The 24,892-nt window shown below is 72.2% G+C and carries 17 protein-coding genes; 8 read left to right on the plus strand and 9 right to left on the minus strand.

Translation table 11 applies throughout. The features are described from left to right. Positions 1–116: 116 nt before the first annotated feature. Both ACSMTC_RS28270 and ACSMTC_RS28275 read right to left on the minus strand, forming a co-directional pair. Positions 117–2,315 carry a transglycosylase domain-containing protein gene (locus ACSMTC_RS28270; protein WP_436562531.1) on the minus strand — a complete coding sequence of 733 codons (2,199 nt, stop codon included), beginning with the start codon at positions 2,313–2,315 and terminating at the stop codon, positions 117–119. A gap of 100 nt (positions 2,316–2,415) precedes the next feature. Further along, positions 2,416–3,291 carry an alkaline phosphatase family protein gene (locus tag ACSMTC_RS28275; RefSeq protein ID WP_436562532.1) on the minus strand — a complete coding sequence of 292 codons (876 nt, stop codon included), beginning with the start codon at positions 3,289–3,291 and terminating at the stop codon, positions 2,416–2,418. Between the two features lie 209 nt (positions 3,292–3,500). Between ACSMTC_RS28275 and coaE the strand changes: the two genes are divergently transcribed. Then, on the plus strand, positions 3,501–4,094 hold the full coding sequence (coaE, locus tag ACSMTC_RS28280; RefSeq protein ID WP_436562533.1) for a dephospho-CoA kinase: 594 nt from the start codon (positions 3,501–3,503) through the stop codon (positions 4,092–4,094). Between the two features lie 71 nt (positions 4,095–4,165). Here the strand turns inward: coaE and ACSMTC_RS28285 are convergent, their stop codons facing one another. Both ACSMTC_RS28285 and soxR read right to left on the minus strand, forming a co-directional pair. Then, the gene (locus ACSMTC_RS28285; protein WP_436562534.1) at positions 4,166–5,014 is read right to left on the minus strand and encodes an SAM-dependent methyltransferase; all 849 of its coding nucleotides are present in this window, start codon (positions 5,012–5,014) and stop codon (positions 4,166–4,168) included. A 36-nt stretch (positions 5,015–5,050) separates the two neighbouring features. Next, positions 5,051–5,569, minus strand: coding sequence for a redox-sensitive transcriptional activator SoxR (gene soxR, locus ACSMTC_RS28290; protein ID WP_436562535.1), 519 nt, complete (start codon positions 5,567–5,569; stop codon positions 5,051–5,053). Positions 5,570–5,623: 54 nt separating this feature from the next. On the opposite strand from soxR, the gene ACSMTC_RS28295 reads away from it, so the two are divergent. Further along, positions 5,624–6,349 carry a transketolase gene (locus ACSMTC_RS28295; RefSeq protein ID WP_436562536.1) on the plus strand — a complete coding sequence of 242 codons (726 nt, stop codon included), beginning with the start codon at positions 5,624–5,626 and terminating at the stop codon, positions 6,347–6,349. 50 nt (positions 6,350–6,399) lie between these two features. Next, positions 6,400–7,293: a transketolase family protein gene (locus ACSMTC_RS28300; RefSeq protein WP_436562537.1), complete on the plus strand. Its 894-nt coding sequence runs from the start codon at positions 6,400–6,402 to the stop codon at positions 7,291–7,293. Positions 7,294–7,332: 39 nt separating this feature from the next. Here the strand turns inward: ACSMTC_RS28300 and treZ are convergent, their stop codons facing one another. The 3 genes from treZ to glgX all read right to left on the minus strand — a co-directional run bounded on the left by treZ (position 7,333) and on the right by glgX (position 13,689). Continuing rightward, entirely contained in the window at positions 7,333–9,081 is a 1,749-nt protein-coding gene (gene treZ / locus ACSMTC_RS28305; protein WP_436562538.1) for a malto-oligosyltrehalose trehalohydrolase, read from the minus strand. Further along, the gene (gene treY, locus ACSMTC_RS28310) at positions 9,078–11,495 is read right to left on the minus strand and encodes a malto-oligosyltrehalose synthase (protein ID WP_436562539.1); all 2,418 of its coding nucleotides are present in this window, start codon (positions 11,493–11,495) and stop codon (positions 9,078–9,080) included. Before treY ends, treZ begins: the two co-directional genes overlap by 4 nt. Before the next feature lie 76 nt (positions 11,496–11,571). Then, complete coding sequence (glgX, locus tag ACSMTC_RS28315) at positions 11,572–13,689, minus strand: glycogen debranching protein GlgX (protein ID WP_436562540.1); 2,118 nt, start codon at positions 13,687–13,689, stop codon at positions 11,572–11,574. 398 nt (positions 13,690–14,087) lie between these two features. On the opposite strand from glgX, the gene ACSMTC_RS28320 reads away from it, so the two are divergent. The 4 genes from ACSMTC_RS28320 (at position 14,088) to ACSMTC_RS28335 (ending at position 19,956) form a co-directional block, all read left to right on the plus strand. Next, positions 14,088–15,347, plus strand: a complete 1,260-nt coding sequence (locus tag ACSMTC_RS28320; protein ID WP_436562541.1) for an SAV2148 family HEPN domain-containing protein — start codon at positions 14,088–14,090, stop codon at positions 15,345–15,347. Between the two features lie 287 nt (positions 15,348–15,634). Beyond that, positions 15,635–17,800 carry an iron uptake transporter permease EfeU gene (gene efeU / locus ACSMTC_RS28325; RefSeq protein ID WP_436562542.1) on the plus strand — a complete coding sequence of 722 codons (2,166 nt, stop codon included), beginning with the start codon at positions 15,635–15,637 and terminating at the stop codon, positions 17,798–17,800. Then, entirely contained in the window at positions 17,800–19,083 is a 1,284-nt protein-coding gene (efeB, locus tag ACSMTC_RS28330; RefSeq protein WP_436562543.1) for an iron uptake transporter deferrochelatase/peroxidase subunit, read from the plus strand. The genes efeU and efeB overlap by 1 nt, the downstream gene beginning before the upstream one ends. Before the next feature lie 171 nt (positions 19,084–19,254). Then, positions 19,255–19,956: an exonuclease domain-containing protein gene (locus tag ACSMTC_RS28335; protein ID WP_436562544.1), complete on the plus strand. Its 702-nt coding sequence runs from the start codon at positions 19,255–19,257 to the stop codon at positions 19,954–19,956. A 174-nt stretch (positions 19,957–20,130) separates the two neighbouring features. On the opposite strand, the gene ACSMTC_RS28340 is transcribed toward ACSMTC_RS28335, so the two are convergent. Then, positions 20,131–21,051, minus strand: coding sequence for a polysaccharide deacetylase family protein (locus ACSMTC_RS28340; RefSeq protein WP_436562545.1), 921 nt, complete (start codon positions 21,049–21,051; stop codon positions 20,131–20,133). A 143-nt stretch (positions 21,052–21,194) separates the two neighbouring features. Beyond that, the gene (locus tag ACSMTC_RS28345) at positions 21,195–22,079 is read right to left on the minus strand and encodes a phosphotransferase (protein WP_436562546.1); all 885 of its coding nucleotides are present in this window, start codon (positions 22,077–22,079) and stop codon (positions 21,195–21,197) included. A 441-nt stretch (positions 22,080–22,520) separates the two neighbouring features. Here ACSMTC_RS28345 and ACSMTC_RS28350 point away from each other — a divergent pair, with 441 nt between their 5' ends. Further along, positions 22,521–24,695, plus strand: a complete 2,175-nt coding sequence (locus tag ACSMTC_RS28350; protein WP_436562547.1) for an MMPL family transporter — start codon at positions 22,521–22,523, stop codon at positions 24,693–24,695. The last annotated feature ends 197 nt before the right edge of the window (positions 24,696–24,892 follow it).

Genomic DNA, 24,892 nt, shown 5'->3' on the forward strand with positions numbered 1-24,892 from the left:
GGTGCCGTGGCCGGACCGTTCTCTCCGTGATCACCGCCGGCCGGGTGCCGCTCCGGACGCGGGACCGGCCGCAGGGGCGGTGCGAGGGAGGCCGCCGCCTCCGGGTGCGCCGGTGGTCACTGTCCCTGGTTCTGCGGCTGCGCGGGGCTGTTCGGGTCGCCCGGGTCGGAGGGGCTGCCCGGGTCGGCCGGCGTGCCGGGGTCGGTCGGGCTGCCGGGGTCGGCCGGGCTGCCCGGGTCGGTGTTCGAGCCGGTGCCGGGGCTGGTGACGGGCGGCTGGATGGAGGTGAAGCTGCTCGGCGCGACATTGGCGAGGGAGCCCTCCATGGCCTCCTTCCAGATCGGACCGGCGACCGTGCCACCGAAGACGTTCGAGAGGTAGTCGCCGCCCATCCGCTGCCCCTCCAGCGGCTTCGGGCTGACGGTGTCGCCGACCACGGTGGCCCCGGCCAGGTCGGGGGTGTAGCCGACGAACCAGACCTGCTTGCTGTCGTTGGTGGTACCCGTCTTGCCCGCGTTGTCCCGGTCGCTGAGGCCGACCGTCTTGCCGGTGCCGTCCTGGACCACGCCCTTGAGCATGTAGGTGATGCTGTCGGCGGTGTCCGGGGTCATCGCCTGGGTGCAGTCGGCCTGCGGCACGCTCAGGCTCTTTCCGCCGGGCGCGGTGACCGAGGTGATCGCGGTCGGCGAGCAGTAGGTGCCGTGCGCGGCGAAGGTGGCGTACACCTCGGCCATCTCCAGCGGGGTCAGGTCGTTGCTGCCGAGGACCATCGAGGGCACCACGGCGAGCTTCTCGCCGCCGGCCTGCTGGGTGATGCCCAGCTTGTTGGCCATCTGGGCGACGTTGCACAGCCCGGCGCCGTGCTCCAGCTCGGCGAAGTAGGTGTTGACCGACTGGGCCATCGCGTCCGGCATCGAGAAGTTCCCGGCCAGCGTGGTGGCGTCGTTGTGCACGTCGCCGAGGTTCTTCCAGACCTTGCCCGAGCAGTCCGTCATCGTGGGCCACGGAATGCTGTAGGGCGTGTTGTAGGAGGTGCTCATGCCGTAGCCGGCCTCCAGTGCGGCCGCCGCGACGATCGGCTTGAAGGTCGAGCCGGTCGGGTAGCCCAGGCCGCCGCCCATGCTCTTCGGCACGTTCAGGTTGATCTGGGTCTGGTTGTCGTCCACCCCGTACGGACGGCTCTGCGCCATGCCGAGGATCTTGCCGGTGCCCGGCTGGACCAGGGTCATCACCGCGGCCGGCTTGTCGGTGGCGTCCGCGTGGTTGGTGACCGCGTCCTGGACCGCCTTCTGGTCCTTCGGGAGTAGCGTGGTGTGGATCTGCAGACCGCCGCGGCTCCACAGGGCCTGGCGCTCGTCGGCGGTCCGCCCGAAGGCGGGGTTGGAGAGCACCGTGCGGTGTACGTAGTCGCAGAAGAAGCCCTCGCCCAACTGCGCGGTGATGCAGCCCTGGTGGGGGCGGGTGACCTTCAGGTCGAGATCGGAGTTGATGGCGTCCTGGGCCTGCTGCTGGGTGATGTGCCCCATCTCGGCCATCTTGCGCAGCACGGTGTCCCGGCGCTGTTTGGCCTGGGTCGGGTGGACGGTCGGGTCGTAGTTGGTGGGCGACTGCTCCAGACCGGCCAGCAGCGCGGCCTGCGGCAGGCTCAACTCGCTCGCGTGGACGCTGAAGTAGCGCTCGGAGGCGGCCTCGATGCCGTAGGCCCGCTCACCGAAGAAGGTGATGTTGAGGTAGTTGGTGAGGATCTGGTCCTTGCTGAGGGTCTCCTCGACCTTGATCGCGTACTTGAGTTCCTTGATCTTCCGGTCGAGGGTGGCCCGTTGGGCCTCCCGGACCTTGGCCGGGTCGTCCCCGGCCTCCTCGACGAAGACGTTCTTCACGTACTGCTGGGTGAGGGTCGAGCCGCCCTGCGAGGTGCCTCCGGAGCTGGCGTTGGTGTTGAGGGCGCGCAGTACGCCCTTCAGGTCGATCGCGCCGTGCTGGTAGAAGCGGTTGTCCTCGATGTCCACCAGTGCGGTCTTCACCAGCGGGGATATCTGGTTGCTCGGCACGACCGTACGGTCCCGGTCGTAGACGGTGGCGATCACACCGCCCTCGGCGTCGTAGATGGTGGACGCCTGCGAGAGCGGCGGGGTCTTGAAGTCGTCCGGCAGGCTGTCGAAGTTCTGCACCGCCGACTGAGCGCCCAGACCGGCGGCGCCGACCGCGGGCAGCACGAGCCCCGCGGCCAGCACGCCCCCCACCACGCAGGCGCCGATGAAGCTGGCGCTGAGGCTTATGTTCTTGCGGAGACCGTTCGGCGTTCTGCGTGGCATGGGCCGACCATACGTCGGTCCCGGTAAAGCCAATACCTGGTTTTCGGCACACCTTCGTCACAGGATTGTGACGACGAGTCAGATGAGTGAAGGCTGGGTGTCAGCTGAGGGTAGCCGGAGTTTCGGCCTGGGTGAAGGGGCGGCCGTCCAGGGTCCAGTGCGGGTCCGGGACGATCTCCAGCGCGGCGTAGACGTGTGCGGCGACGTCGGTGTGGTGCAGCGGCCCGACCGGTGCGCCCGGGGTGATGCCGGGGCCCTGGGCGGCGATCCAGGCGGTGCGCTCGAGTTCGCTGCGGCCGCCGTGGCCGCCCTGGTCGACATGCCCGTGGTCGGTCACCACGATGACCGTCCACTCCTCGTCCGGGTGGCTCCCGATCGCCGCCAGCAGTCGGCCCAGGCGGGCGTCGGCGGCCTCGATCGAGCGGCGGTACTCCTCACCGCAGCCGAGGAAGTGCGCGGTCTCGTCGACCGCGCCGAGGTAGACGAAGGACGCCTGCGGCCGGTCCTCGCCGCCCAGTACGTGCACCGCCTCCGCGGTGACCCGCTCGTCGCAGACCTCCCAGGCCTCGGGGGTGTCCTCCAGCGGCGCTATGTACGACAGCCGGCTCGGCGCGGCGAACAGCGGGCCGCCGCTGCGGGCCAGGAACAGCGGCTCCCAGCCGCCCACGGCGAAGGTCCGGCGACGGTGCACGGCGGCCAGCCGGGTGGTGAAGTCCGGGAAGACGTCCAGCCGGTTGCCGCCCAGGTGGTTGCCGAGCACACCGTGCTTGGCCACCCCGACCCCGGTGACGATGGTCGCCCAGCACGGGCCCGACATGGTCGGGGTCGCCTCGTCCACCTGGACGGGGGCGAGGAAGCCCGCGGCGGCGACCGAGTCCAGATGCGGGGTGTGCAGCCCGGGCAGCAGGTCGAGACGGACGCCGTCGATACCGACGACCAGGACGCGGCGGGGGCCGGCGGGCCACAGGCTGGACACGGGTGACTCCAAGGGGACGAGCGGCAGGCAGGGGTACGCCCGGCACCCTAACCGGGGCGAACGGCCGGCTCCGGCGGCCGGCGTGCGGCCTCCCCGTGTTTCCGGGCGCGCCGTCCGTACTGTTCGCCGGCCGGGGGTGCGATGTTCACCCGCCGTTCGCGGGCTCATCCGCCGTCAAGGCGCCCGGACGGCGGCGGTAGCCTGGCGGCATGCTGAGGATCGGACTGACGGGCGGGATCGGCGCGGGCAAGAGCGAGGTGTCACGGCAACTCGCCGCACTGGGTGCGGTGATCGTGGACTCCGACCTGATCGCCCGTGAGGTGGTGGCACCGGGCACCGAGGGGCTGGCCGCGGTGGTCGAGGAGTTCGGTCCCGGGATCCTCCGGGAGGACGGCTCGCTCGACCGCCCCGCGCTCGGCGCGGTGGTCTTCGCCGACCCGGCGCGGCTGGCGGCGCTCAACGCGATCGTCCACCCGCTGGTCCGGGCGCGCTCGGCCGAACTGGAGGCCGCGGCGGGGCCCGAGGACATCGTGGTCCACGATGTGCCGCTGCTCGCCGAGAACGGGCTGGCGCCGCTGTACGACCTGGTGATCGTGATCGACGTCGAGGACGAGGTGCGGCTCGAGAGGCTGGTGCGCCTGCGCGGCATGGCCGAGGCGGAGGCCAAGGCCCGGATGGCGGCCCAGGCCTCCCGCGAGGAACGGCTCGCGGTCGCCGACCTGGTGATCGACAACAGCGGGTCGCTGACGGAACTGGCCCCCAGGGTCCGGGAGGTCTGGGCCCGTCTCAAGGCGCGCGGGTAGGGAGCCGCGCGAGCGGTCGCCCCCTCGCCGGGGAGCCCGCCGCCGCGTGAACGGCCCCGGGTGGCGCGGACTCACGGCTTGCGGGCGACGCCGGCCCAGATCGCGGCGGTGGTCTCGGCGCCCCTGGCCTCCTGGTCGGGGCGCCAGAACGGGGCGGTGACCAGCCCGGGCTCCAGCAGTTCCAGGCCGTCGAAGAAGCGCAGCACCTGCTCCCGGTCGCGAGGGGTCAGCCGGGCGGAGGCGGTGCGGTAGACGGCCGCGCCCCTGCCGCGGTCGGCGGGCGGGAGGAACTCCGAAGTGCCGTGCGAGAGCGCGAGATAGCTGCCGGAGGGCAGCGCGTCGACCAGCTGCCGGACGATTCCGTGCGGGTCCTCGGCGTCGTCGACGAAGTGCAGGACCGCGCAGAGCAGCAGGGCCACCGGCTGTCCGAAGTCGATGGCCCTGCGCACCTCGGGGTCGTCCAGGATGGCGGCGGGCCGGCGCAGGTCGCCGTCGACGACGACGGCGGTGCCGTGGCCGGCCGCGAGCAGGGCGCGGCTGTGCACCAGCACGATCGGGTCGTTGTCCAGGTAGACGACCTTGGCGTCGGGGTGCACCCGCTGGGCGATCTCATGGGTGTTGCCGGCGGTCGGGATGCCGGTGCCGATGTCCAGGAACTGCTTGACGCCCAGCTCGGAGAGGTGGCGGACGGCCCGCTGCAGGAAGGCGCGGTTGGCGCGGGCGCTGATCCGCACCACCGGCCCGAGCGCCATGACCCGCTCGGCGGCCTCCCGGTCGGCGGGGAAGTTGTCCTTCCCACCGAGGTAGTAGTCGTACATCCGGGCGGGGTGGGGTATCTCGGGGCGCAGGTCGGCGGGCGGGCGCAGCTCACTGCCCTCGGACGACATCCAGTCCAGCGAGATGTTCTGATGGTCGGTCATGTCGAATCCCGTTCCCCCGCGACTTCCCCGTGACTGCTAGGTGTCCTGGCACGCAGCATAGATGGACGATCCGTCCGGCGGGTGCGGTTCCGGTCCGTCGGACGGATCCCGGGTGAGCAGATAGCGCGCTCCGGAGCCGGCGGCGGCGGCGCGGTCCTCGGCGTTGTAGAGGGCGCAGCGCGTCAGGGAGAGGCAGCCGCAGCCGATACAGCCCGTCAACTTGGACTTCAGCAGCTCCAGTTCGGCGATCTGCCGGTCGATCCGGGACTGCCAGGACTGGGCCACCCCGCTCCACTCGGTGGTGCTGGGCGCCCGGTCCACGGGCAGCCGGTCGAGTGCGGTGCGGGCCTCCTCCAGGGAGAGGCCGACCCGCTGGGCGGCCCGGACGAAGGCGATCCGGCGCAGCGTGGCACGGGCGTAGCGGCGCTGGTTGCCGGCGGTGCGCTCGGCGTGGATCAGTCCGAGCTTCTCGTAGTAGCGCAGCGCCGAGGCGGCCAGCCCACTGCGTTCGGCGAGCTGGCCGATGGTGAGGAGGTCGTGCCTGGAGAGTGCCATGGGCCCGAGAATAGCGCTTGACCTGAAGTCGGCTTCAAGTTGCACGCTCTATCCATGACCACCGCAGAGACCACTCCCCGGCGAAGCCGCTCCTCGCACCCGTACGGCTTCGGCGACCTCCCCGGGCTGATGTCCAGGATGACCGGCGACGAGAAGCACGGACCGGCCGCCACCTCCACCCTCGACGCCCTCTGGGTGCTCTACGACCGGGTGCTCCGCGTCTCCCCCGAGACCGCCGGCAGCCCGGACCGCGACCGTTTCCTGCTCTCCAAGGGCCATGGCCCGATGGCCTACTACGCGATTCTGGCCGCCAAGGGCTTCCTGGACCCGGAGGTCCTCGCCGGCTTCGGCGCGTACGACTCGCCGCTCGGCCACCACCCGGACCGGCTGCTGGTCCCCGGCGCCGAGATCTCCTCGGGATCGCTCGGCCACGGGCTGCCGCTGGCGGTGGGCACCGCGCTGGGCCTGCGCGCCCAGGGGCTGACGGACCAGGCGGTGTGGGTGCTGATCGGGGACGCCGAGTTCGACGAGGGCAGCAACCACGAGGCGGTCGCCTTCGCGGGCGCCGCCGGGCTGGAGCGGCTGCACGTGGTGGCCGTCGACAACTCCTCGGCCACCCACGGCTGGCGCGGCGGAATCGCCTCCCGCTTCGAGGCCGAGGGCTGGTCCACGGTCACCGTGGACGGGCGCGACCACCAGGCCCTGTACCGGGCGTACACCGCGCCGCACCCGGGCCGTCCGCACGCCGTCGTCGCCCGCGTCGAGCCCAAGGACTCCTGAGTCCTCCTCCAGTCCCGAGCCCCGCCCCTCCCAGCCGAGAGAGACCACCGATGGAAACCATGCGTGAGCGCTTCTTCGACGTCACCGCCGACCTGCTCGACCAGGACCCCAGGATCGCCCTGCTGCTCGCCGACATCAGCGCGGCCTCCTTCACCGAGGCCGCCCGCCGCCACCCCGACCGGGTGATCAACGTCGGGATCCGGGAGCAGCTGCTGATCGGCGCCGCCGGCGGGATGGCGCTGACCGGGATGCGGCCGATCGCCCACACCTTCGCCAGCTTCCTGGTGGAACGCCCCTTCGAGCAGGTCAAGCTGGACCTTGAGCACCAGGGCGTCGGCGCGGTGCTGGTCAGCGCCGCGGGTTCATACGACTGGCCGGCCGGTGGCCGTACCCACATGGCGCCGGGGGACGTCGCGCTGCTCGACACCCTGCCCGGCTGGACGGTCCACGTGCCCGGCCACCCGGACGAGGCGGAGACCCTGCTGCGGCACGCGGCGGCGGACGGCGACACCAAGGTGTACGTCCGGCTCTCCGTCCACCAGAACGCGGACGCCCGGCCGGTCACGCCGGGCCGGTTCCTGCGGGTGCGGGAGGGGAGGCACGGGGTGGTGCTGGCGGTCGGGCCGATGCTGGACGCGGTGCTCGACGCCACCGAGGGGCTGGACGTCACCGTGCTCTACGCCGCCACGGTCCGTCCCTTCGACGCGGCCGGTCTGCGTGCCGCCCTGGGGGAGCGGCCGGACGTGGTCCTGGTCGAGCCCTACCTGGCGGGCACCTCCGCCAACGAGGCCCACGCGGCTCTGGCCGACCGCCCGCACCGGGTCCTGGGCCTCGGCGTCCCCCGCGAGGAGCACCGCCACTACGGCTCGATCCCCGAGCACCTCGCCGCCTACGGCCTGGACGCGGCCGGTCTGCGCGACCGCATCACCAGCCACCTGTGGTGACGGGCCTTTCGCCTGGTGCGCCGCCCGCTCCCTGGGGGGTCAGTCGACCTGGATCACCGCGACCGAGTCGGGGGCGAGGAAGAGCGAGTTCTCCGCGTCGCCCGGCCAGCAGTCCCCGAACAGGGCCGGCGTCCCCGCGTAGGGCCGGTCCAGCATCACCGAACGCGGGGCCGTCCCGCCGAGGTTGACCACCACGCGGTACGGGCCCCGGTGCACCACCAGCCAGCCCTCCTCCTCGTCGTACGCGACCCGGACGGCCGACAGGTCGGGGTCGGCCAGCTCGGGGTGGGTCCGCCGCAGCCGGATCAACCGCCGGTACCAGTCCAGCAGTCCGAGGTGCGGCTCCCGCCGGGGCTCGGTCCAGTCCAGGACGGAGGCCAGCACCGTCGCGGGCGCCTGCGGGTCGGGCACCTCCTCCGCCGCCCAGCCGAACTCGGTGAACTCCCGTCGCCTGCCCTCCCGTACGGCATCGGCGAGGGCCGGGTCGGTGTGGTCGGTGAAGTACCGCCAGGGCGTGGTGGCGCCCCACTCCTCGCCCATGAAGAGCATCGGTGTGAACGGTGAGGTGAGCACCAGCGCCGCGCCGGCGGCCAGCCGCCCGGGGGAGAGGGCGGCGGAGATCCGGTCGCCGGCGGCCCGGTTGCCGATCTGGTCGTGGGTCTGCAGATAGCCCAGCAGCCGGTGTCCGAAGGCCGGGGGGAACGGCCGCCCGTGGCGGCGCCCCCGGAACGAGGACCAGCCGCCGTCGTGGAAGTAGCCGCAGGTCAGGGTCTTGGCCAGGGCGGCCAGTGGCCGGCGCGCGAAGTCGGCGTAGTAGCCCTGGCTCTCGCCGGTCAGCACCACGTGCAGCGCGTGGTGGAAGTCGTCGCTCCACTGCGCGGTCAGCCCGAACCCGCCCGACTGGCGCGGATCGGTCACCCGGGGATCGTTGAGGTCGGATTCGGCGACCAGGAACAGCGGCCGCCCGGTGGCCTCACCCAACTCGGTGACCGCGCAGCCGAGTTCCTCCAGGAAGTGCAGTGCCCGGCCGTCCACCAGGGCGTGCACCGCGTCCAGCCGCAGCCCGTCCACCCGGTAGTCCCGCAGCCAGGCCAGCGCGCTGCCGATCAGGAAGTCCCGCACCTCGTCGGACCCCGGTGCGTCCAGGTTGACCGCCGCTCCCCACGGGGTGTGGTGCCGGTCGGTGAAGTACGGGCCGAAGGCGGGCAGATGGTTCCCGGACGGGCCGAGGTGGTTGTGGACCACGTCCAGGATGACGCCGAGGCCCAGGAGGTGGGCCCTGTCCACGAAGCGCTTCAGACCGTCCGGGCCGCCGTAGGGTTCGTGCACCGCCCAGAGCGCGACCCCGTCGTACCCCCAGCCGCTGCGCCCGGGGAACGGGCAGACGGGCATCAGCTCCACGAAGTCCACGCCGAGCTCGACCAGGTGGCCCAGGCGTTCGGCCGCCGCGTCGAAGGTCCCGGCGGAGGTGAAGGTGCCGATGTGCAGCTCGTAGACCACGCAGCCGGGCAGCGCCCGCCCGTGCCATGAGACGTCCGGGCCCTCCGACCAGCGGAACTCCTCGTGCGCCACCGGGCGGCTCAACCCGTCGGGCCCGTACGGCTGGCGCGGTGAACGCGGGTCCGGCAGCGGCGGGCCGCCGTCCAGCCGGAAGCCGTAGTCGCCGATCGGCGCCTCGCCCTGCCACCAGCCGAGCCGCCGGGTGTCCGGCGCCATCGGGTGCGCGACGCCGTCCACGTCGACCTCCACCAGGGTGGCCTCGGGGGCCCAGACCCGGTACGTGTTCACCGGCTCCCACCCCGCTCGGCGCGGAGCAGCGCGACCGGGTACCGCTCGAACAGCACGGCCGCCGGCAGGGCGCCGCCCGGGACGTGGCGCTGGGTCAGTTCGTCGACCCACCGCCCCTCGGGCAGCTCCAGCTCGGTCTCCCGCCAGCCGCCCCGCCGTTCGAGCCCGTACGGCAGCCTGGTCACGGCGGTGACCAGCTCCGGGCCGCGGGCGAAGGCCAGCAGATGGGCGGCGGCCGGGCCCCTCGCGGTCAGCGGGCGGTAGGGCCCGAGCGGGCGGTCGCGGCGCAGGTGCAGGGCGGTGGTGGTCAGGTGCAGCTTCTCCCTGGCCAGGTCGTGCGGCCGGTCGGTGGCGGAGTCGGTCAGGCGGACCGCCAGTGCCAGGAGGTCCACCGGGGCCCGGTTGTCCGGGTCCACCAGGGTGTACAGCGGCTCCTCGCCGCCCTGGTAGAGGTCGGGCACGCCCGGCACGGTGAGGTGCAGCAGGGCCGCGGCCAGGGTGTTGCTGCGCGCGTAGGGGGAGATCATCGCGACGAAGCCGGCGATCCTCGGGCAGAGTCCGGGGTTGGCGAACACAGCGTGCGCGTAGTCGGTCAGCGCCTTCTCGAAGCGGGTGTCGGGCGCGGTCCAGGAGGTGTGCAGCTTCGCCTCCCGGGCCGACTTCAGCAGCACGGACACCAGCCGGTCGGCGGACAGCGGCCAGCCGGCCACCAGGGTCTGCCACAGCAGCCAGGCGGTGCTGCGGTCCGGGCAGAAGCCGGCCGAGCCCGTCCAGGCCAGGCACTCGTCGGTCCAGAGGCCGGGCAGCTCGGCCAGGACCGCGAGCCGGGCCCGGGCGTCGGCGCTGCGCTTGGTGTCATGGGTGGACAGCACGGTCATCGAGTACGGCCAGTGCTGTTCCAGCTCCCGGCACCAGTCGTGGAACTCGGCCGGTCTCAGGCCCGGGCGCGAGGGCTCTCCGCCGACCTCGTTCAGGCTCAGCAGGGCGTTCCAGCGGTAGAAGGCGGTGTCCTCCACCCCCTTGGCGGCCACCGCCGAGGCGGTCTGCGCGAAGCGGGTGCAGAACTCGTCCTTCGCCACCGTGCGCCCCAGCCGTCCGAGCACCAGATCGCGGACCAGCACGACGGTCGCCTCTGCCCCGGGCAGGTCCAGCAGCTGCGGCGGGGCGGCCCCGAGCGCCGCCTGGACCTGTGCCACCGACTCCTCGGGCGCGCTCTCGCCCGGCCGGACGTAGGGCCGGTACACGGGGTAGGCCGTCAGCAGGTGGCGCAGCGTCTCCCGGACGGTCCACGGCGCGTGGTCACAGAGCTCGGGCTCGGCGGCGCAGATCCGCTGCACCAGCCGCACCAGACGGTCCAGCTCGGTGGCCAGTTCGCCGTCGGGGGTGGTGAGTTCGGCCCGCCCCCGGGTGGCGGCGGCCACCGCCGTACCGGCGCCGGTGTCCCGCCGGTAGGCCGTGATCAGCTGCTCGGCGCCCGCGTGGTCGGTGAGCACGCCGTCGATCCGGCGCAGCGCGTCGTAGCCGGTGGTGCCCGCGCACGGCCAGTCGGCGGGCAGCCGCTCCGGGCCGGTGAGGATCTTCTCGACCACGGTGTACGCACCGCCGGTGGCCTCGGCGAGCCGCTCCAGGTAGCCGCGCGGATCGGCCAGGCCGTCCGGGTGGTCGATCCGGAAGCCGTCCAGGACGCCGTCGGCGTGCAGCCGCAGCAGGGTGCGGTGGGTGGCCTCGAAGACCTCGGGCACCTCGACCCGGACCGCGATCAGCTCGTTGACGGTGAAGAACCGCCGGTAGTTCAGCTCGGCGCTGGCCAGCTGCCACCAGGCCAGCCGGTACCACTGGTGGTTCAGCAGCTCGGGCAGCGGCAGGTGGGCGGTGCCGGGGCGGAGCGGGAAGGCGTGCTCGTGGTAGCGCAGCACCTCCCCGTCGGTCTCCAACCGGCCCAGTACCGCGCCGAGTCGGTCGCCCAGCAGGGGCAGCAGCAGCCGGCCGCGCTCCGGGGCGTCGGCCGGTCCCGGCTGGGCGGTCCAGTCGATGTCGAACCAGTGCGCGTAGCCGGAGTCCGGGCCGTCCCGCAGCACCTGCCAGAGCGGCTGGTTGAGCTGCTCGGGCACCGGGAGCGCCATGTGGTTGGGGACCACGTCGGCGATCAGGCGCAGGCCGTGCCGGTGCGCCTCGGCGGCCAGGGACCGCAGGGCGCGCTCGCCGCCGAGCTGCTCGCTGATCCGGCCGTGGTCGACGGTGTCGTAGCCGTGGGTGGAGCCGGGTACGGCCTCCAGCAGCGGTGACAGGTGCAGATGGGAGACGCCGAGCGCGGCGAGGTAGGAGACCGCGTGCTCGGCGTCGTGCAGGGTGAACCCCGGCTGGAGCTGGAGCCGGTAGCTGGCCGTCGGGTGGGATACGGCGGCGGATGTCATGGGGGGATGCCTACCCGGGCTCGGGGGCCGCTATGGCCGCCTTGGTGTGAATGGTCCAAGCAGCGTGGTGCGCCGTTCAGGCGGACCGCCGCAGCACCAGCAGCGAGTGGTCGGTGAGCCGGCAGCTGTCGCCGGCCTTGACCTTGCTCCCGGTGCCCGGGGCGGGCAGCACGGGCAGCGTGGTGTCCACCACGACCTGCCAGACCTCGCCGTGGTCGGCGGGGACGGTGAAATCCAGCGCTTCGGAGTGGGCGTTGAACATCAGCAGGAAGGAGTCGTCCACGATCTTCCCGCCGCGCCGGTCCGGCTCGGAGATGGCGTCGCCGTTCAGGAAGACCGTCAGCGACTTGGCGTAGCTGGTGTCCCAGTCCCCCTTGGTCATCTCCTCGCCGGCGGGGGTGAACCAGGCGATGTCGGTGAGGTCGTTGTGGGTGCCGGAGACCGGGCGGCCGTGGAAGAACCGGCGGCGCCGGAAGACCGGGTGGTCGCGGCGGAGCCAGATCATGCCCTGGGTGAACTCCAGCAGCCGCGCCTGGGGGCCGTCCTGCTCGGGCCAGTGCACCCAGGTGAGTTCGTTGTCCTGGCAGTAGGCGTTGTTGTTGCCGAGCTGGGTGCGGCCGAGTTCGTCGCCGTGGGCCAGCATCGGCACGCCCTGGGAGAGCATCAGGGTGGCGATGAAGTTCCGCTGCTGGCGGGCGCGCAGCTCCAGTACCGCGAGGTCGTCGCTCTCGCCCTCCGCGCCGCAGTTCCAGGAGCGGTTGAAGGACTCGCCGTCCCGGTTCTCCTCGTGGTTGGCCTCGTTGTGCTTCTCGTTGTGGGAGACCAGGTCGCGCAGGGTGAAACCGTCGTGGCAGGTGACGAAGTTGATCGAGGCGATGGGCCGGCGGCCGTCGTCCTGGTAGAGGTCGGAGGAGCCGGTCAGCCGGGAGCCGAACTCGGCCAGCGTGGCGGCCTCGCCGCGCCACAGGTCGCGGACGGTGTCCCGGTACATGCCGTTCCACTCGGTCCACAGCGGCGGGAAGTTGCCGACCTGGTAGCCGCCCTCGCCCAGGTCCCAGGGCTCGGCGATCAGCTTGGCCTGGGAGACGATCGGGTCCTGCTGGACCAGGTCGAAGAACGAGGAGAGCCGGTCCACCTCGTGGAACTGCCGTGCCAGCGTGGCCGCGAGGTCGAAGCGGAAGCCGTCGACGTGCATCTCGGTGACCCAGTAGCGCAGCGAGTCCATGATCATCTGGAGCACGTGCGGGCTGCGCATCAGCAGGCTGTTGCCGGTGCCGGTGGTGTCCTCGTAGAAGCGGCGGTCCTTGGCCAGCCGGTAGTAGGAGGCGTTGTCCAGGCCCCGGAAGGAGAGGGTGGGGCCCAGGTGGCTGCCCTCGGCGGTGTGGTTGTAGACGACGTCCAGGATCACCTCGATCCCGGCCGCGTGCAGCGACTTGACCATCGACTTGAACTCCTGCACCTGCTGGCCCCGGTCGCCGCCGGAGGAGTACGAGGAGTGCGGGGCGAAGTAGCCGATGGTGTTGTAGCCCCAGTAGTTGGACAGGCCCAGGTCCCGCAGCCGGTGGTCGCGGACGAACTGGTGCACCGGCATCAGCTCGATCGCGGTGATGCCCAGCTTCGCCAGGTGCTCGATCACCCCGGGGTGGGCGAGGCCCGCGTAGGTGCCCCTGATCTCCTCCGGGATGCCCGGGTGGAGCTTGGTCAGCCCCTTCACATGGGCCTCGTAGAGCACCGTGCGGTGGTAGTCGGTGCGCGGCGGCCGGTCGGTGCCCCAGTCGAAGTACGGATTGATGACCACCGAGTGCATGGTGTGCGGGGCGGAGTCCAGGTCGTTGCGGCGCTCGGGGGCGCCGAAGTGGTAGCCGTAGACGGACTCGTCCCAGTCGATGTGACCGCTCATCGCTTTGGCGTAGGGGTCCAGCAGCAGCTTGGCGCTGTTGTGCCGCTGGCCCAGGCCCGGGTTGTGCGGGCCGTGCACGCGGAAGCCGTACCGCTGGCCGGGCTGGACCCCCGGGAGGTAGGCGTGCCGGACGAAGGCGTCCGTCTCCCGCAGCTCGACGGCCGTCTCCGAACCGTCCTCGCCGAGCAGGCAGAGTTCGATCCGGTCGGCGCTCTCGGAGAACACCGCGAAGTTGGTGCCGGCGCCGTCGTATGTGGCGCCGAGCGGGTACGGCTGCCCTGGCCAGACCTGCATATGCCTCAACTCACCTCGGAATGACGGCAATTGGTGCTTGAACGGGCTCGCGCCGCGAAATGCTCCACCATGTGCGGCCCGGCTGCACCGTGATGTACGGCACACGGGGCATCCTCTCCAACGGCCGACCGCCAACCGTGCTCATTCGTTCGTTGTTCGCCCGAACGGGTGTCCGCGGACCGGTAGCGAACCGCTCGCGTTGTGTCACGACCCGTCTCCGAGAGGGTCGTTGTCCGGTCAACGGGCTGCGTCGCGCGGCGCGTGCGCAGTACCCTTGATCGTCCGGCACGCTCCGGACCCCATGCGGAGACAGGCCCTGCCAGGACCGCCAGGGTTGAGACTGTGTCAGCGGATGGTCCGTCACGCACGGTGAGTCGGACCGAGAGGTGAGGTAGCGCATGGTGGTCCCCGCAGACGGCCGGGGCGGCCCCGAGGGCCCCGGGCGGAGCGAGGCGCCGACGGTGGTCATGCACACGTCCTCGCCCGGCCGGATCGCCGTCCCCGTCCAGTCCGGGCCGCCCGACGGCCCGGCCCTCGCCTGGTCCGCCGACCAGTGGGAGCTGGCCCACCAGCGCGTCCGGCTGGCGGGGCGCGCTTACGTCTGGCTCAACCTGGTCGAGCAGCGGCTGCGTGCCCTGGTCGGCGAGGTGCTGCGGCCCGTCTACACCCCCGCCCACGGCGAGGACTGGGTGACCGCCGCCGCGGGGCCGGCCGGCGAGGAGTGGGTCTACCGGGCCGGTGCGGTCCGCGAGGTCAGCCGCCGCAAGGGCTATCTGCTGGACCCGGCCGACGACGATCCGCTGGTCTTCCTCACCCTGCCCCAGCTGCGCGAGCTGATGGTGCAGCACTGGCCCCTGTTCGAGCCGTACGTGCTGGACCGCCGCGAGGTCGAACTGGCGCTGGACGAGCTGGAGGTCGCCCGGCACGTGGTCTCGCGCAACCGCAGCCTCTCGCAGACCGTGCTGGCCCAGACCGAACGGGCGGCCGCCCGGCTACTCGCGCTGCTGGACGGCGGTGCCGGCGGGGTGCCGGCCGACGTGGTCGAGCAGCTGATCGCCGGCCGCTACGCGGACGTGGTCGCGGTGCACCCGGACCGGGTCAGGCTCCAGCGCGACCTGCCGGTGGAGGACCTGCTGGACGGCGCCCGGAGGCTGGACGCGATCGGCATCGGGCTCGGCATGCTCTGCCAGAACTACACCGGCAAGCGGCTCGTCCGGCTCGCCTCCGAAGGCTGCCGGGTGCGGCTGCTCTTCCTCAATCCGGCGAGCAGCGCGGTGCGCCGCAGGGAGCGCGAACTCGGGCTCGGCCGAGGCGAGTTGGCCCGCTCGATCGAGATGAACATCATGCACGTACGCCGGGTGCGGGCCCGTCTGCGCGACCAGGGCGGCTTCGAGATCCGGGTGTTCGACGAGACTCCGCGCTTCACCGCCTACCTGGTGGAGGGCCCCCGCTCGGTGGCCTCGGCCGGCGGCCGGCGGCGCTCGGACGGCCTCGGCGTGGTCCAGCCCTACCTCCGGCGCTCCCGGGGCATCGAGTCCCCGGCCCTGGTGCTGCGCGGCGGTGCCGGACAGCAGCCGGGCGGCCAGGAGGCCGGGCTGCTGGAGATCTACCGCGAGGAGTTCGAGGGGGTCTGGACGGACTCCCGGCCGGTGTCCTGAGGCCCGCCCGGCGAGGGATCGGGCCGGCATGCCGGGGCGGGGCCTCGCGGGAGGACGTCGCGGATGTGGGCGGTGGGCCGCCCGGTTCCCGGCATCCCTGATGGGGCTCCGGCCGTCTGCAGAGCCGAGCCTGCCTCGGGTTTTACCATCCCCATAGGAGCACTTGACCCTCTCATTACTAAGGCACGCCTAAGCTAAGTGCCCGGCGCCCTGGACAGTTCCTGTCCGGGGCGTCGTTTCTGAGAACAGGCACTGCCGGGCCGCACCCGGAGAGGAGAGCCCTCGACATGTGGGACGACGCGTTTCCCAGTTTCCTGATCGGCCTACGTGAGGGTCTGGAAGCGGGGCTGATCGTTTCCATCCTGGTGGCCACCCTGGTGCGCTCCGGCCAGAAGGCCCGGCTGCCGCAGGTCTGGACCGGTGTCGCGGCCGCCGTGGCACTCGCCCTGAGCTTCGGCTCGGTGCTGACCTTCACCGCCGCCAAGCTCTCCGGCCCCGCCCAGGAGGCCTTCGGCGGAACGCTCAGCCTGATCGCGGTCTGCTTCGTCACCGCGATGGTGTTCTGGATGCGCAAGTCCGCGCGCAACCTCTCCTCGGAGATCCGCGAGAAGGTCACCGCCGCGCTCGCGATGGGCGCCGGCACGCTGGTCCTCACCAGCTTCCTGGCCGTCGGCCGGGAGGGCCTGGAGACTTCGCTCTTCCTGTGGAGCACCATCCAGACCGCCAACGAGTCCACCGGCCCGCTGGTCGGCGCGGCGGCCGGCCTGGTCCTGGCCACCGGACTCTGCTGGGCGCTGTACCGCCGGGTGCTGAAGATCAACCTCACCAAGTTCTTCACCTGGACCGGCGCCGTACTGATCGTCATCGCGGCCGGTGTGCTCAGCTACGGCCTGCGCGACCTGCAGGAGTCGGGCGTGCTGGGCGGCGGCACCGCGTACGCCTTCGATCTCGGCAAGCACATCGACGCCTCGTCCTGGTACGCGACCCTGGTCCAGGGCGTGCTCAACCTGACCGTCACCATGACCGTCGTCCAGGTGGTGGCCTATGTGGCCTACCTGTCGATCGTGATGACGCTGTTCGTCCAGGGCGTCCGGCTGACGGCGGCGCCCAAGCCCGCCGAGGCCAAGCCCGCCGAGGCCAAGCCCGCCGAGGCCAAGCCCGCCGAGGCCAAGCCCGCCGAGAGCAAGCCCGCCGAGAGCAAGCCCGCCGAAACCGAGCAGGCCGAGGCCGAGCCGGTCGAGGCTGACCCGGCCGAGGCCGAGCCCGCCGATGCTCCGGCGCCCGCCCGGGGCGGCCGTCCGCGCTGGCTGGTCCCCGCGGCGCTGGTCGCCGTCCCCGCCGTGGTCGCGGGCGCGGTGATCGCGGTCAGCGGCGGCAAGCCCGCCGGCAGCTCCACCGTCTCGGTCTCCGAGGAGGACTGCGGCAAGGGCTTCACCACCCCGCAGCCCGGCCGGCAGGTGTTCCAGATGCACAACACCGGCAACAAGGCCTCCGAGGTCTACCTGATCAACCCGGGCAGCGGCGCCGTCTACGGCGAGATCGAGGGCCTGGCCCCCGGCACCACCCGCGCGCTGACCGCCACCATAGGCTCCGGCGACTACGCCTGGCGCTGCGTCCCGACCGGCGGAAAGTCCGTCACCTCCGCGAGCGTGCACGTCACCGGCGGCGCCGAGATCAAGGCCGTCGTCCCGGTCGCCGCGGGCGACCTCGACGCCCCGCTCGCCGCGTACAAGGCGTACGTCGCCAAGGGCCTGGCCACCCTGCTGACGCAGAGCCAGCGGCTGCAGTCGGACATCCACGAGGGCAACCTGGACGCCGCCCGCACCGACTGGCTCACCGCCCACACCCAGTACGCCTCGCTCGGCGCCGCCTACGGCACCTTCGCCGACTTCGACAAGAAGATCGACGGCCGCCCCGACGGCCTGCCGGACAAGGCACAGGACAAGGACTTCACCGGCTTCCTGCGCCTGGAGTACGGCCTGTGGCACAACCAGAGCGCCGCCGACCTGACCCCGGTGGCCGACCAGTTGGTCAGCGACGTGGAGGGCCTCGGCAAGGACTTCCCCACCCAGAAGTTCGACCCCACCGACCTTCCGCTGCGCACCCACGAAATTCTTGAGAACACCCTGCAGTTCGAGCTCACCGGGGACACCGACCAGGGCAGCGGCACCAACCTGGCGACCGCCCAGGCCAATGTCGCGGGCACGAAGGAGCTGCTGACCGTCCTCCAGCCGCTGCTCCAGCCGCGCGCACCCGAGCTGCTGACCAGGATCGACGCCGGCATGGCCCAGATCGGCGGGCTGCTCGACGCGGCCCACCGCCCGGACGGCAGCTGGACCCCCGTGGACCAGCTCACCCCCACGGCCCGCCGCCAGCTGAACGGCGTCAGCGGCCAGCTGCTCGAAGACCTCGCCAACGTCCCCACCCTGCTTGAGATCCGGAAGGCCGCCTGATGACCGACCAGCCCGCTGTCACCGGCTCGTGCCCCTTCGGCTTCGGTGGCTCCGGCCGCCGCAGCTTCGTCAAGGCCGCGCTCGGTGCGGGCGCCGGCGCCGCCGCCGTCGCCGGGGGCGTGCTCACCCTCGGCGCGACCCCGGCCACCGCCGACGGCCCGGGCCGGCCGAAGAACGGGGCCGTCCCCTTCCAGGGCGAGCACCAGGCCGGCATCACCACGCCCGCCCCCGGCTACGCGCTCTTCGTCTCCTGCGAGGTGGTCGCGAAGGACCGCAAGGCGCTGGAGGACCTGTTCCACACCCTGACCGACCGGATCCGCTTCCTCACCGCCGGCGGCACCCCGCCGGACCTCGGTGTCGGCGCCCCGCCCTCCGACAGCGGCATCCTCGGCCCGGTGCTGCCGAGTGACAACCTGACCGTCACGGTCGGCGTCGGAGCCTCGCTCTTCGACGACCGCTTCGGTCTGGCCAAGGCGAAGCCGGTCAAGCTCGCCCCGATGAGGACCTTCCCCAACGACAACCTGAACGCCGCCGAACTGCACGGCGACCTCTCGCTGCAGATCTGCGCGGACAGCCAGGACACCGTGCTGCACGCGCTGCGCGACATCGCCCGGCACACCCGCGGCGCGATGCAGATCAAGTGGCGGATCGACGGTTTCCAGAGCCCCAGCCGTCCGGACGGCGCCCAGCGCAACCTGCTCGGCTTCAAGGACGGCATCGCCAACCCCGACACCACCTCCTCCCGGGAGATGGACAAGCTGGTCTGGGTCACCGAGGGGATGGGCGAGCCCGGCTGGGCGGTCGGCGGCAGCTACCAGGTCATCAGGATCATCCGGATGCTGGTCGAGTTCTGGGACCGGGTCTCGCTCGCCGAGCAGGAGCAGATGTTCGGCCGCCGCAAGGACACCGGTGCTCCGCTCGACGGCGCCAACGAGACCGACGCACCCGACTACGCCAAGGACCCGGACGGCAGCGCCATCCCGCTGACCGCGCACATCCGGCTCGCCAACCCGCGCACCGACAAGACCGACGACTCGCGCATCCTGCGCCGCGGCTTCAACTACGACCGCGGCGTCGACAACGTCGGCAACCTCGATATGGGTCTGGCCTTCTGCTGCTACCAGCAGGACGTGGTGCGGCAGTTCGAGGCCACCCAGACCCGCCTGATCGACGAGCCGCTGGTCGACTACATATCGCCCACCGGCGGCGGCTACTTCTTCGCGCTGCCCGGCGTCAAGGACAACGCCGATTGGCTCGGCCGCGGGCTCTTCGCCGCCGTCTGACCACCGCCCCCCGGCCCCGCAGCGGCCCCGGCACCGACCGTGCCGGGGCCGCTCGGTCTCGGCCCGCGCCGTGCCGGGGCCGCTCGGTCTCGGCCCGCGCCGTTCCGGCTGTCACAGGCACCCGCGATGATGAGGGGCAGACCACGGCGAACGGACGGAAGGACACCCAGGATGAGCTGGTGGAAGGAGCCACTGGTCGGCTTCGACCTGGAGACCACGGGTACCGACCCGGCGCAGTCGAGGATCGTCACCGCGGCCCTGGTGGACACCCTCGGCGGTCGGGTCGAGAAGTCGTTCGGCTGGCTGGTGGATCCCGGCGTGCCGATCCCGGCCGAGGCCGCCGCGATCCACGGCATCACCGACGAACACGCCCGCGGCCACGGCCGCCCGGCCGCCGAGGCCGTCGAGGAGATAGCCACCGCCCTCTGCGACCGGCTGGCGCTCGGCCGTCCCATGGTCGCCTTCAACGCCCCCTTCGACCTCTCCCTGCTCGACGCCGAGCTGCGCCGCCACGGCCGGCCCGCCCTCGCCGAGCGCCTCGGCGGCAGCGTCGGATCGGTGGTGGACCCCCTGGTGATCGACCGCTCGGTGGACCGCTACCGCAAGGGCTCCCGCACGCTCCAGCACGTCTGCGAGGTGTACGGGGTCGAGCTGGCCGACGCCCACGAGGCGGGCAGTGACGCCCTGGCCGCCGTCCGGGTCGCCGTCGCCCTCGGCGAGCGCTACCCCGCCCAGGTGGGCGATCTGACCGCCGCGCAGCTGCACGAGCGTCAGATCGACTGGCACCGGGCCTGGGCCGAGGGTCTCCAGGCCTGGCTGCGCAAGGGCAAGGACACCGAAGCCGTCATCGACCCGCGCTGGCCGCTGCGCTGACCCCGGCGGGGGCCCGGGAGCTCCGGGCCTCCCCGCCGGGGCGGGGAGGCGTGCGGCGTAGTGGGTCCAAGTCCGGTGGCGCGGTGGGTGGTTGGCCGTACGGATCCCGGCAGGGCAGGGCAGGGCAGGGCAGGGCAGGGCGCTGCGGCGCGCGGCACTCCGCGCCCCGCGGGCTCAGTCGGCGGGGAAGTCGAAGCCGTAGCCGTGGGCGGTGAGCCAGGGGAGGAGCTGGCGGAGGGCGGCGACGGTCTGGCTGCGGTCGCCGCCGCCGTCGTGCATGAGGACCACCCCGCCGGGCCTGAGGTCGTGCTGCACGGCGGCGACGATCGAGGCGACCCCGGGGCGGGACCAGTCGCGGGTGTCGACCGACCAGCCGAGCGGGCGCAGCCCGTTCTGAACAGCGATCTGCCGGTTCTCGGCGCTGAAGTCCCCACCGGGCGCACGGAACCAGGAGATCCGGGTACCCGGCCCGCCCGCCTTGGCGATCATCTCCTTCGCCGCCGTGATCTCGTACGTCTGCCGCTCGTGCGACAGCGTGTGCATCGGCTGGGGGTGGTGGACGGTGTGGTCGCAGAGGCGGTGCCCCTCGGCCAGGATGCGCTTCACGACGGCCGGCCGGGCGCTCGCCTGCGGGCCGATCTCGCAGAACGTGGCGTGCGCACCGTACTGGGCGAGCAGGTCGAGGATCTGCCCGGTGTACTGGCTGGGGCCGTCGTCGAAGGTGAGCGCGACCGAGCGGCCGCCGGAGGCGGTGCGGTACACGATCGAGCTCGGACCGCCCGAGGACACCGGTGGCGGTGCGGGTGTCGGACTCCCGGCCGGGACACCGGTGTGCGGTGTGGACCCGGTGCCCGCGGCGGGGGTCGTGGAGGTCCTGCCCGGGGCGGGGGAGGCGGGGCTCGGACCGGATGGGGAGCCCGTGCCGGACGGGGACGCGGCCGAGGAGCCGGCGCCGGCCGAAGTGCCGGGCGTCGCCGCCCCGGCGGCGTGGGGGTCGGCGGGGCCGCAGGCTGCGAGCAGGGCGGGCGCGAGCAGTGCGGCCAGACCGTACCCGAGTGCGTGGACGAGCGGTGACCGAGGACTGGGTATCCGCATGGCAACGGCTCCTGACGTCGTACCGGCTGCCCGGGGGAGTGCGGGCGGCAACCGGTACGACGATCGCCGTCGGGGCGCGGTTCCGGCGGTGCGTGTGGAAACGGCCCTTGTTGCGGAAGGGGATCGAGGGGATCGAGGGACGCTCAGAAGGGGTACCAGCGCACCGCGGTCGCCCCGTCCCGGAGCGAGGCCACCCGGCGGCGGAACTCGGTGAGGGCGGCCTGGTTGCCCGGGACCTGCTGGGCGACCCAGGAGGCACTGGCGGTCTCCCGGGCGCCGCGCAGCACGGCGAACCCGGGCCAGTCGCGGACGTCCCAGCCGTAGGCGGCGGTGAAGGCGAGGTAGTCCTCGGCGGGGACGCCGTAGCGGTCGTGGCTGAGGGCCAGCACCACCAGGTCGTGCTCGCGCAGGTCGTGGGAGACGTTCTCCAGGTCGAGCAGGACCGGCCCGTCGGCGGTCAGGTGGACGTTGCGCGGCAGGGCGTCGCCGTGGATCACGCCGGGCGGCAGCTGCGGGGCGAGGTCCGCGATCGCCGCGGCGAAGCCGGCCTTGCGCTCGCGCAGGAAGGCGGCGTCCGCCGGGTCGATGTGGCCGTCGGCGCTCGCCAGCCAGCGCTCGACGGGGGCGAGCAGGTCACGGCGGCCGAGCGTGAACGGCGGCGCGGGCAGCCGGTGCAGGGCGCGCAGCAGCGGGGCGAGGTCGGCGGGCGCCGCGGCCCGGACGGCGGGAGCGAGCCGGTGCCAGAAGGTGACGGGGTGTCCGTCCGCGACCAGCGGCTCGGCCAGGTACGGGCGGACCACGGGCACGTCCTGCCGCCCGAGCCAGTCGGCGACGGCCAGCTCGCGGCGGGCGCGCTCGGTGAGTTCGGGGCCGCGTCCGACCTTGGCGACCACGGCGGGGTCCCCGAGGTCGAAGACGGCGTTCTCGCCGAGGGCCAGCAGCCGGGCGTCCGCCGGTGCGGGCAGCCCGGCGGCGGCGCAGGCGGTGGTGAGCAGGGCCCGGGCGCGCGGCTCGTCGAAGGTGGTCATGCGGTGAATCATCGCGCACCGGGGCTCAGGGTAGGTCTCGGGGTTCCCCGAGCCCAGGTCAGGGGCGGGTCAGGGCGGTGGAACAGGGCGGAGGCGGGGTTCTCCCCGCGCCCCGGGGGCGGATCCTCCTTCTTGGGGTAGGCGGGTCCTCCTTCTTGGGGTAAGGGGGCGGATCCACCCTGAGGGGGAGGGATCTCCACCCGGAGCACGAGGCGTCGGGGCAGGTCAGGAGGCCAGGATGGACCGGGGCCGGATTCCGGGCCCAGGGGGAGCCACGATCCATCGGGGGTCACTTGCCGGGCGGCAAGTAAGAACCCGTAGGATGCACTCAGTTACTTACCTGCCGACCGGCTAGAGCGCTGCTCTGCCCCGGTCCTGCCGTCGCCCGACGTCCCGTCCCCCAAGGGCTGCGGTGAACCATGCCCAGGAGGCATCACGAGCATGTTCCACCGAATAGGACAATTCGTCGTCAGACGGGCGTGGTGGGTGATCGCCGCCTGGCTCGTCGGTGCGATCGCGATCGCCGTCACCGCGCCGACCGTCACCGCGCAGACCGACGAGAGCGCCTTCCTGCCCAAGCACTATGAGTCCATCCAGGCCGCGCAGCTGCAGGAGAAGGCCTTCCCGGCCAACTTCTCGCCCGGTGCGATGCTGCTCTTCGAGCGCAACGACGGCGGCAAGCTCGACGAGGGCGACCAGGCCACCATGAAGAAGGTGGTCCAGGGCCTGACCGACAAGCACATCAAGAACGTCCAGCAGATCATCCCGGTCGGCCCGCAGACCACGTCCAAGGACGGCAAGTACGCGCTGTCCATGGTGGCGATCGACAAGAGCGTCGCCAACAAGCCCGAGTACAGCGACGTCGCCAAGGACCTGCGCGCGGACGGCGGCAAGCTCGCGGACGGTACGGGGCTGAAGTTCCAGGTCGGTGGACCGTCGGCGTCCGGCCTCGACGCCAAGGACTCCTCCACCCTCGCCAACGCCCTGATCGGAATCGGCAGCTTCCTCCTGATCCTGGTGATCCTGGCGGTCATCTTCCGCAGTCTCCTGATCGCGCTGGCGCCGCTGCTGCTGATCATGATGGTGGTCTCGCCGACCGCCAACGGCTTGATCAACTACGCCACCAAGCTCTTCGACCTGAAGGCCGACAACACCATGTCGGCGATCCTGATCGTGGTGCTGCTCGGCGTCGGCACCGACTACTTCCTCTTCCTGATGTTCCGCTACCGCGAGCGGCTGCGGGCCGGTGAGGACCGCAAGACGGCCGTGGTCAACGCGGTCGGCCGGGTCGGCGAGGCGATCACCTCCGCGGCCGGTGCGGTCACCGCCGCCTTCGCGGTGCTGGTGCTCTCCAGCCTCGGGATGTTCAAGGCGATCGGCCCCGCGCTCGCCATCGCGGTCGTCGTCACCGCCATCGCCTCGGTCACCCTGGTGCCCGCGGTGCTCTCGGTGATCCCCGCCAAGGGCCTGTTCTGGCCGGGCAAGAAGTGGATGGAGGAGCGTGAGGGCGCCCGCTTCGCCGCTCTGGGCCGGATGGTCCAGCGCCGTCCCGGCATGGTCGCTCTGGCCTCCGGCGGCATCCTGGTCGCCCTGACCCTGGCGGCCCTCGGCTACAAGGGCACCTTCGACCTGGCCGGCAGCGCGATGCCGAAGAACAAGGAGTCCATGGTCGTCCAGACCAAGCTGATGGACGCCTTCTCGGCGGGCGCGGCCGACCCGAGCCACGTCTACCTCACCGCCGACGGCGGCAAGCTCGACGAGGGCGCGCTGAAGACCTACGCGGGCAAGCTCGCCGAGGTCCCGGGTGTGGCCCAGGTCATGCCCCAGCCGCAGCTCAGCAAGGACGGCGCCACGGCGGACTTCACCGTCCTGCTCAAGGACGACCCGTCCAGCAACGCCGCCATCGACACCATGACCAAGCTGCGCAAGGCCGCCCACGCCGACGCCCCGGACGGCGCCCAGGCCCTGGTCGGCGGCACCACGTCCGTGTACAAGGACATCAACACGGCGATGGCGCACGACTACAAGCTGGTCTTCCCGGCCGCCGGCCTGCTGATCATGCTGATCCTCGGCCTGCTGCTGCGCAGCGTGGTCGCCCCCTGGTACCTGATGGCCTCGGTGGGTCTCGGCTTCGGCGCCACGCTCGGTGCCACCAGCCTGATCTTCCAGCACGTGGCCAAGCAGCCGGGCCTGATGTTCATGCTGCCGATCTTCATCTACCTGTTCGTGGTGGCGATCGGTACCGACTACAACATCCTGATGGTCGCCCGACTGCGCGAGGAGGCCGCCGAGGGGCGCTCGCCGCGTGAGGCGGCGGCCGAGGCGATCCGCCACGGCGGTCCCACCGTCGGTGCGGCCGGCTTCATCCTGGCCGCGTCCTTCGCCACCTTCATGCTGGCCGGCAACGTGCTGTTCAGCGAGATCGGCTTCTCGATCGCCTTCGGCATCATCGTCGCGGCCTTCGTGATGGCGCTCTTCTTCACCCCGGCGGTGACCGCGCTGATCGGCCGTGCCGCCTGGTGGCCCGGCCACGGCGCGATGCCCGAGCGCGGGACCGCGGCCCCGCTGACGGTCGTCCCGCACGAGGAGGACCCGGAGCCCGCCGGCCGTCGCTGACGGCTGGGCGGCAGCCCGTAGTACCCGGATGGGGGCATGCGGTGAACACACCGCGTGCCCCCTTATCCGTGCAGGTAAACTCCGGTGGACGCACTGTGGCGAGGGAAACTTTTCCGATCATTTGACCGCCCCACCGTGCTACAGTCGATGCAGTTGCAGTTTTGGTTCCCATGAACGTATGTGTGCGCCTGCTGGTA

This window comes from Kitasatospora sp. HPM-01-4 (assembly GCF_051374625.1).
In the GTDB taxonomy this organism is placed as follows: Bacteria; Actinomycetota; Actinomycetes; order Streptomycetales; family Streptomycetaceae; genus Kitasatospora.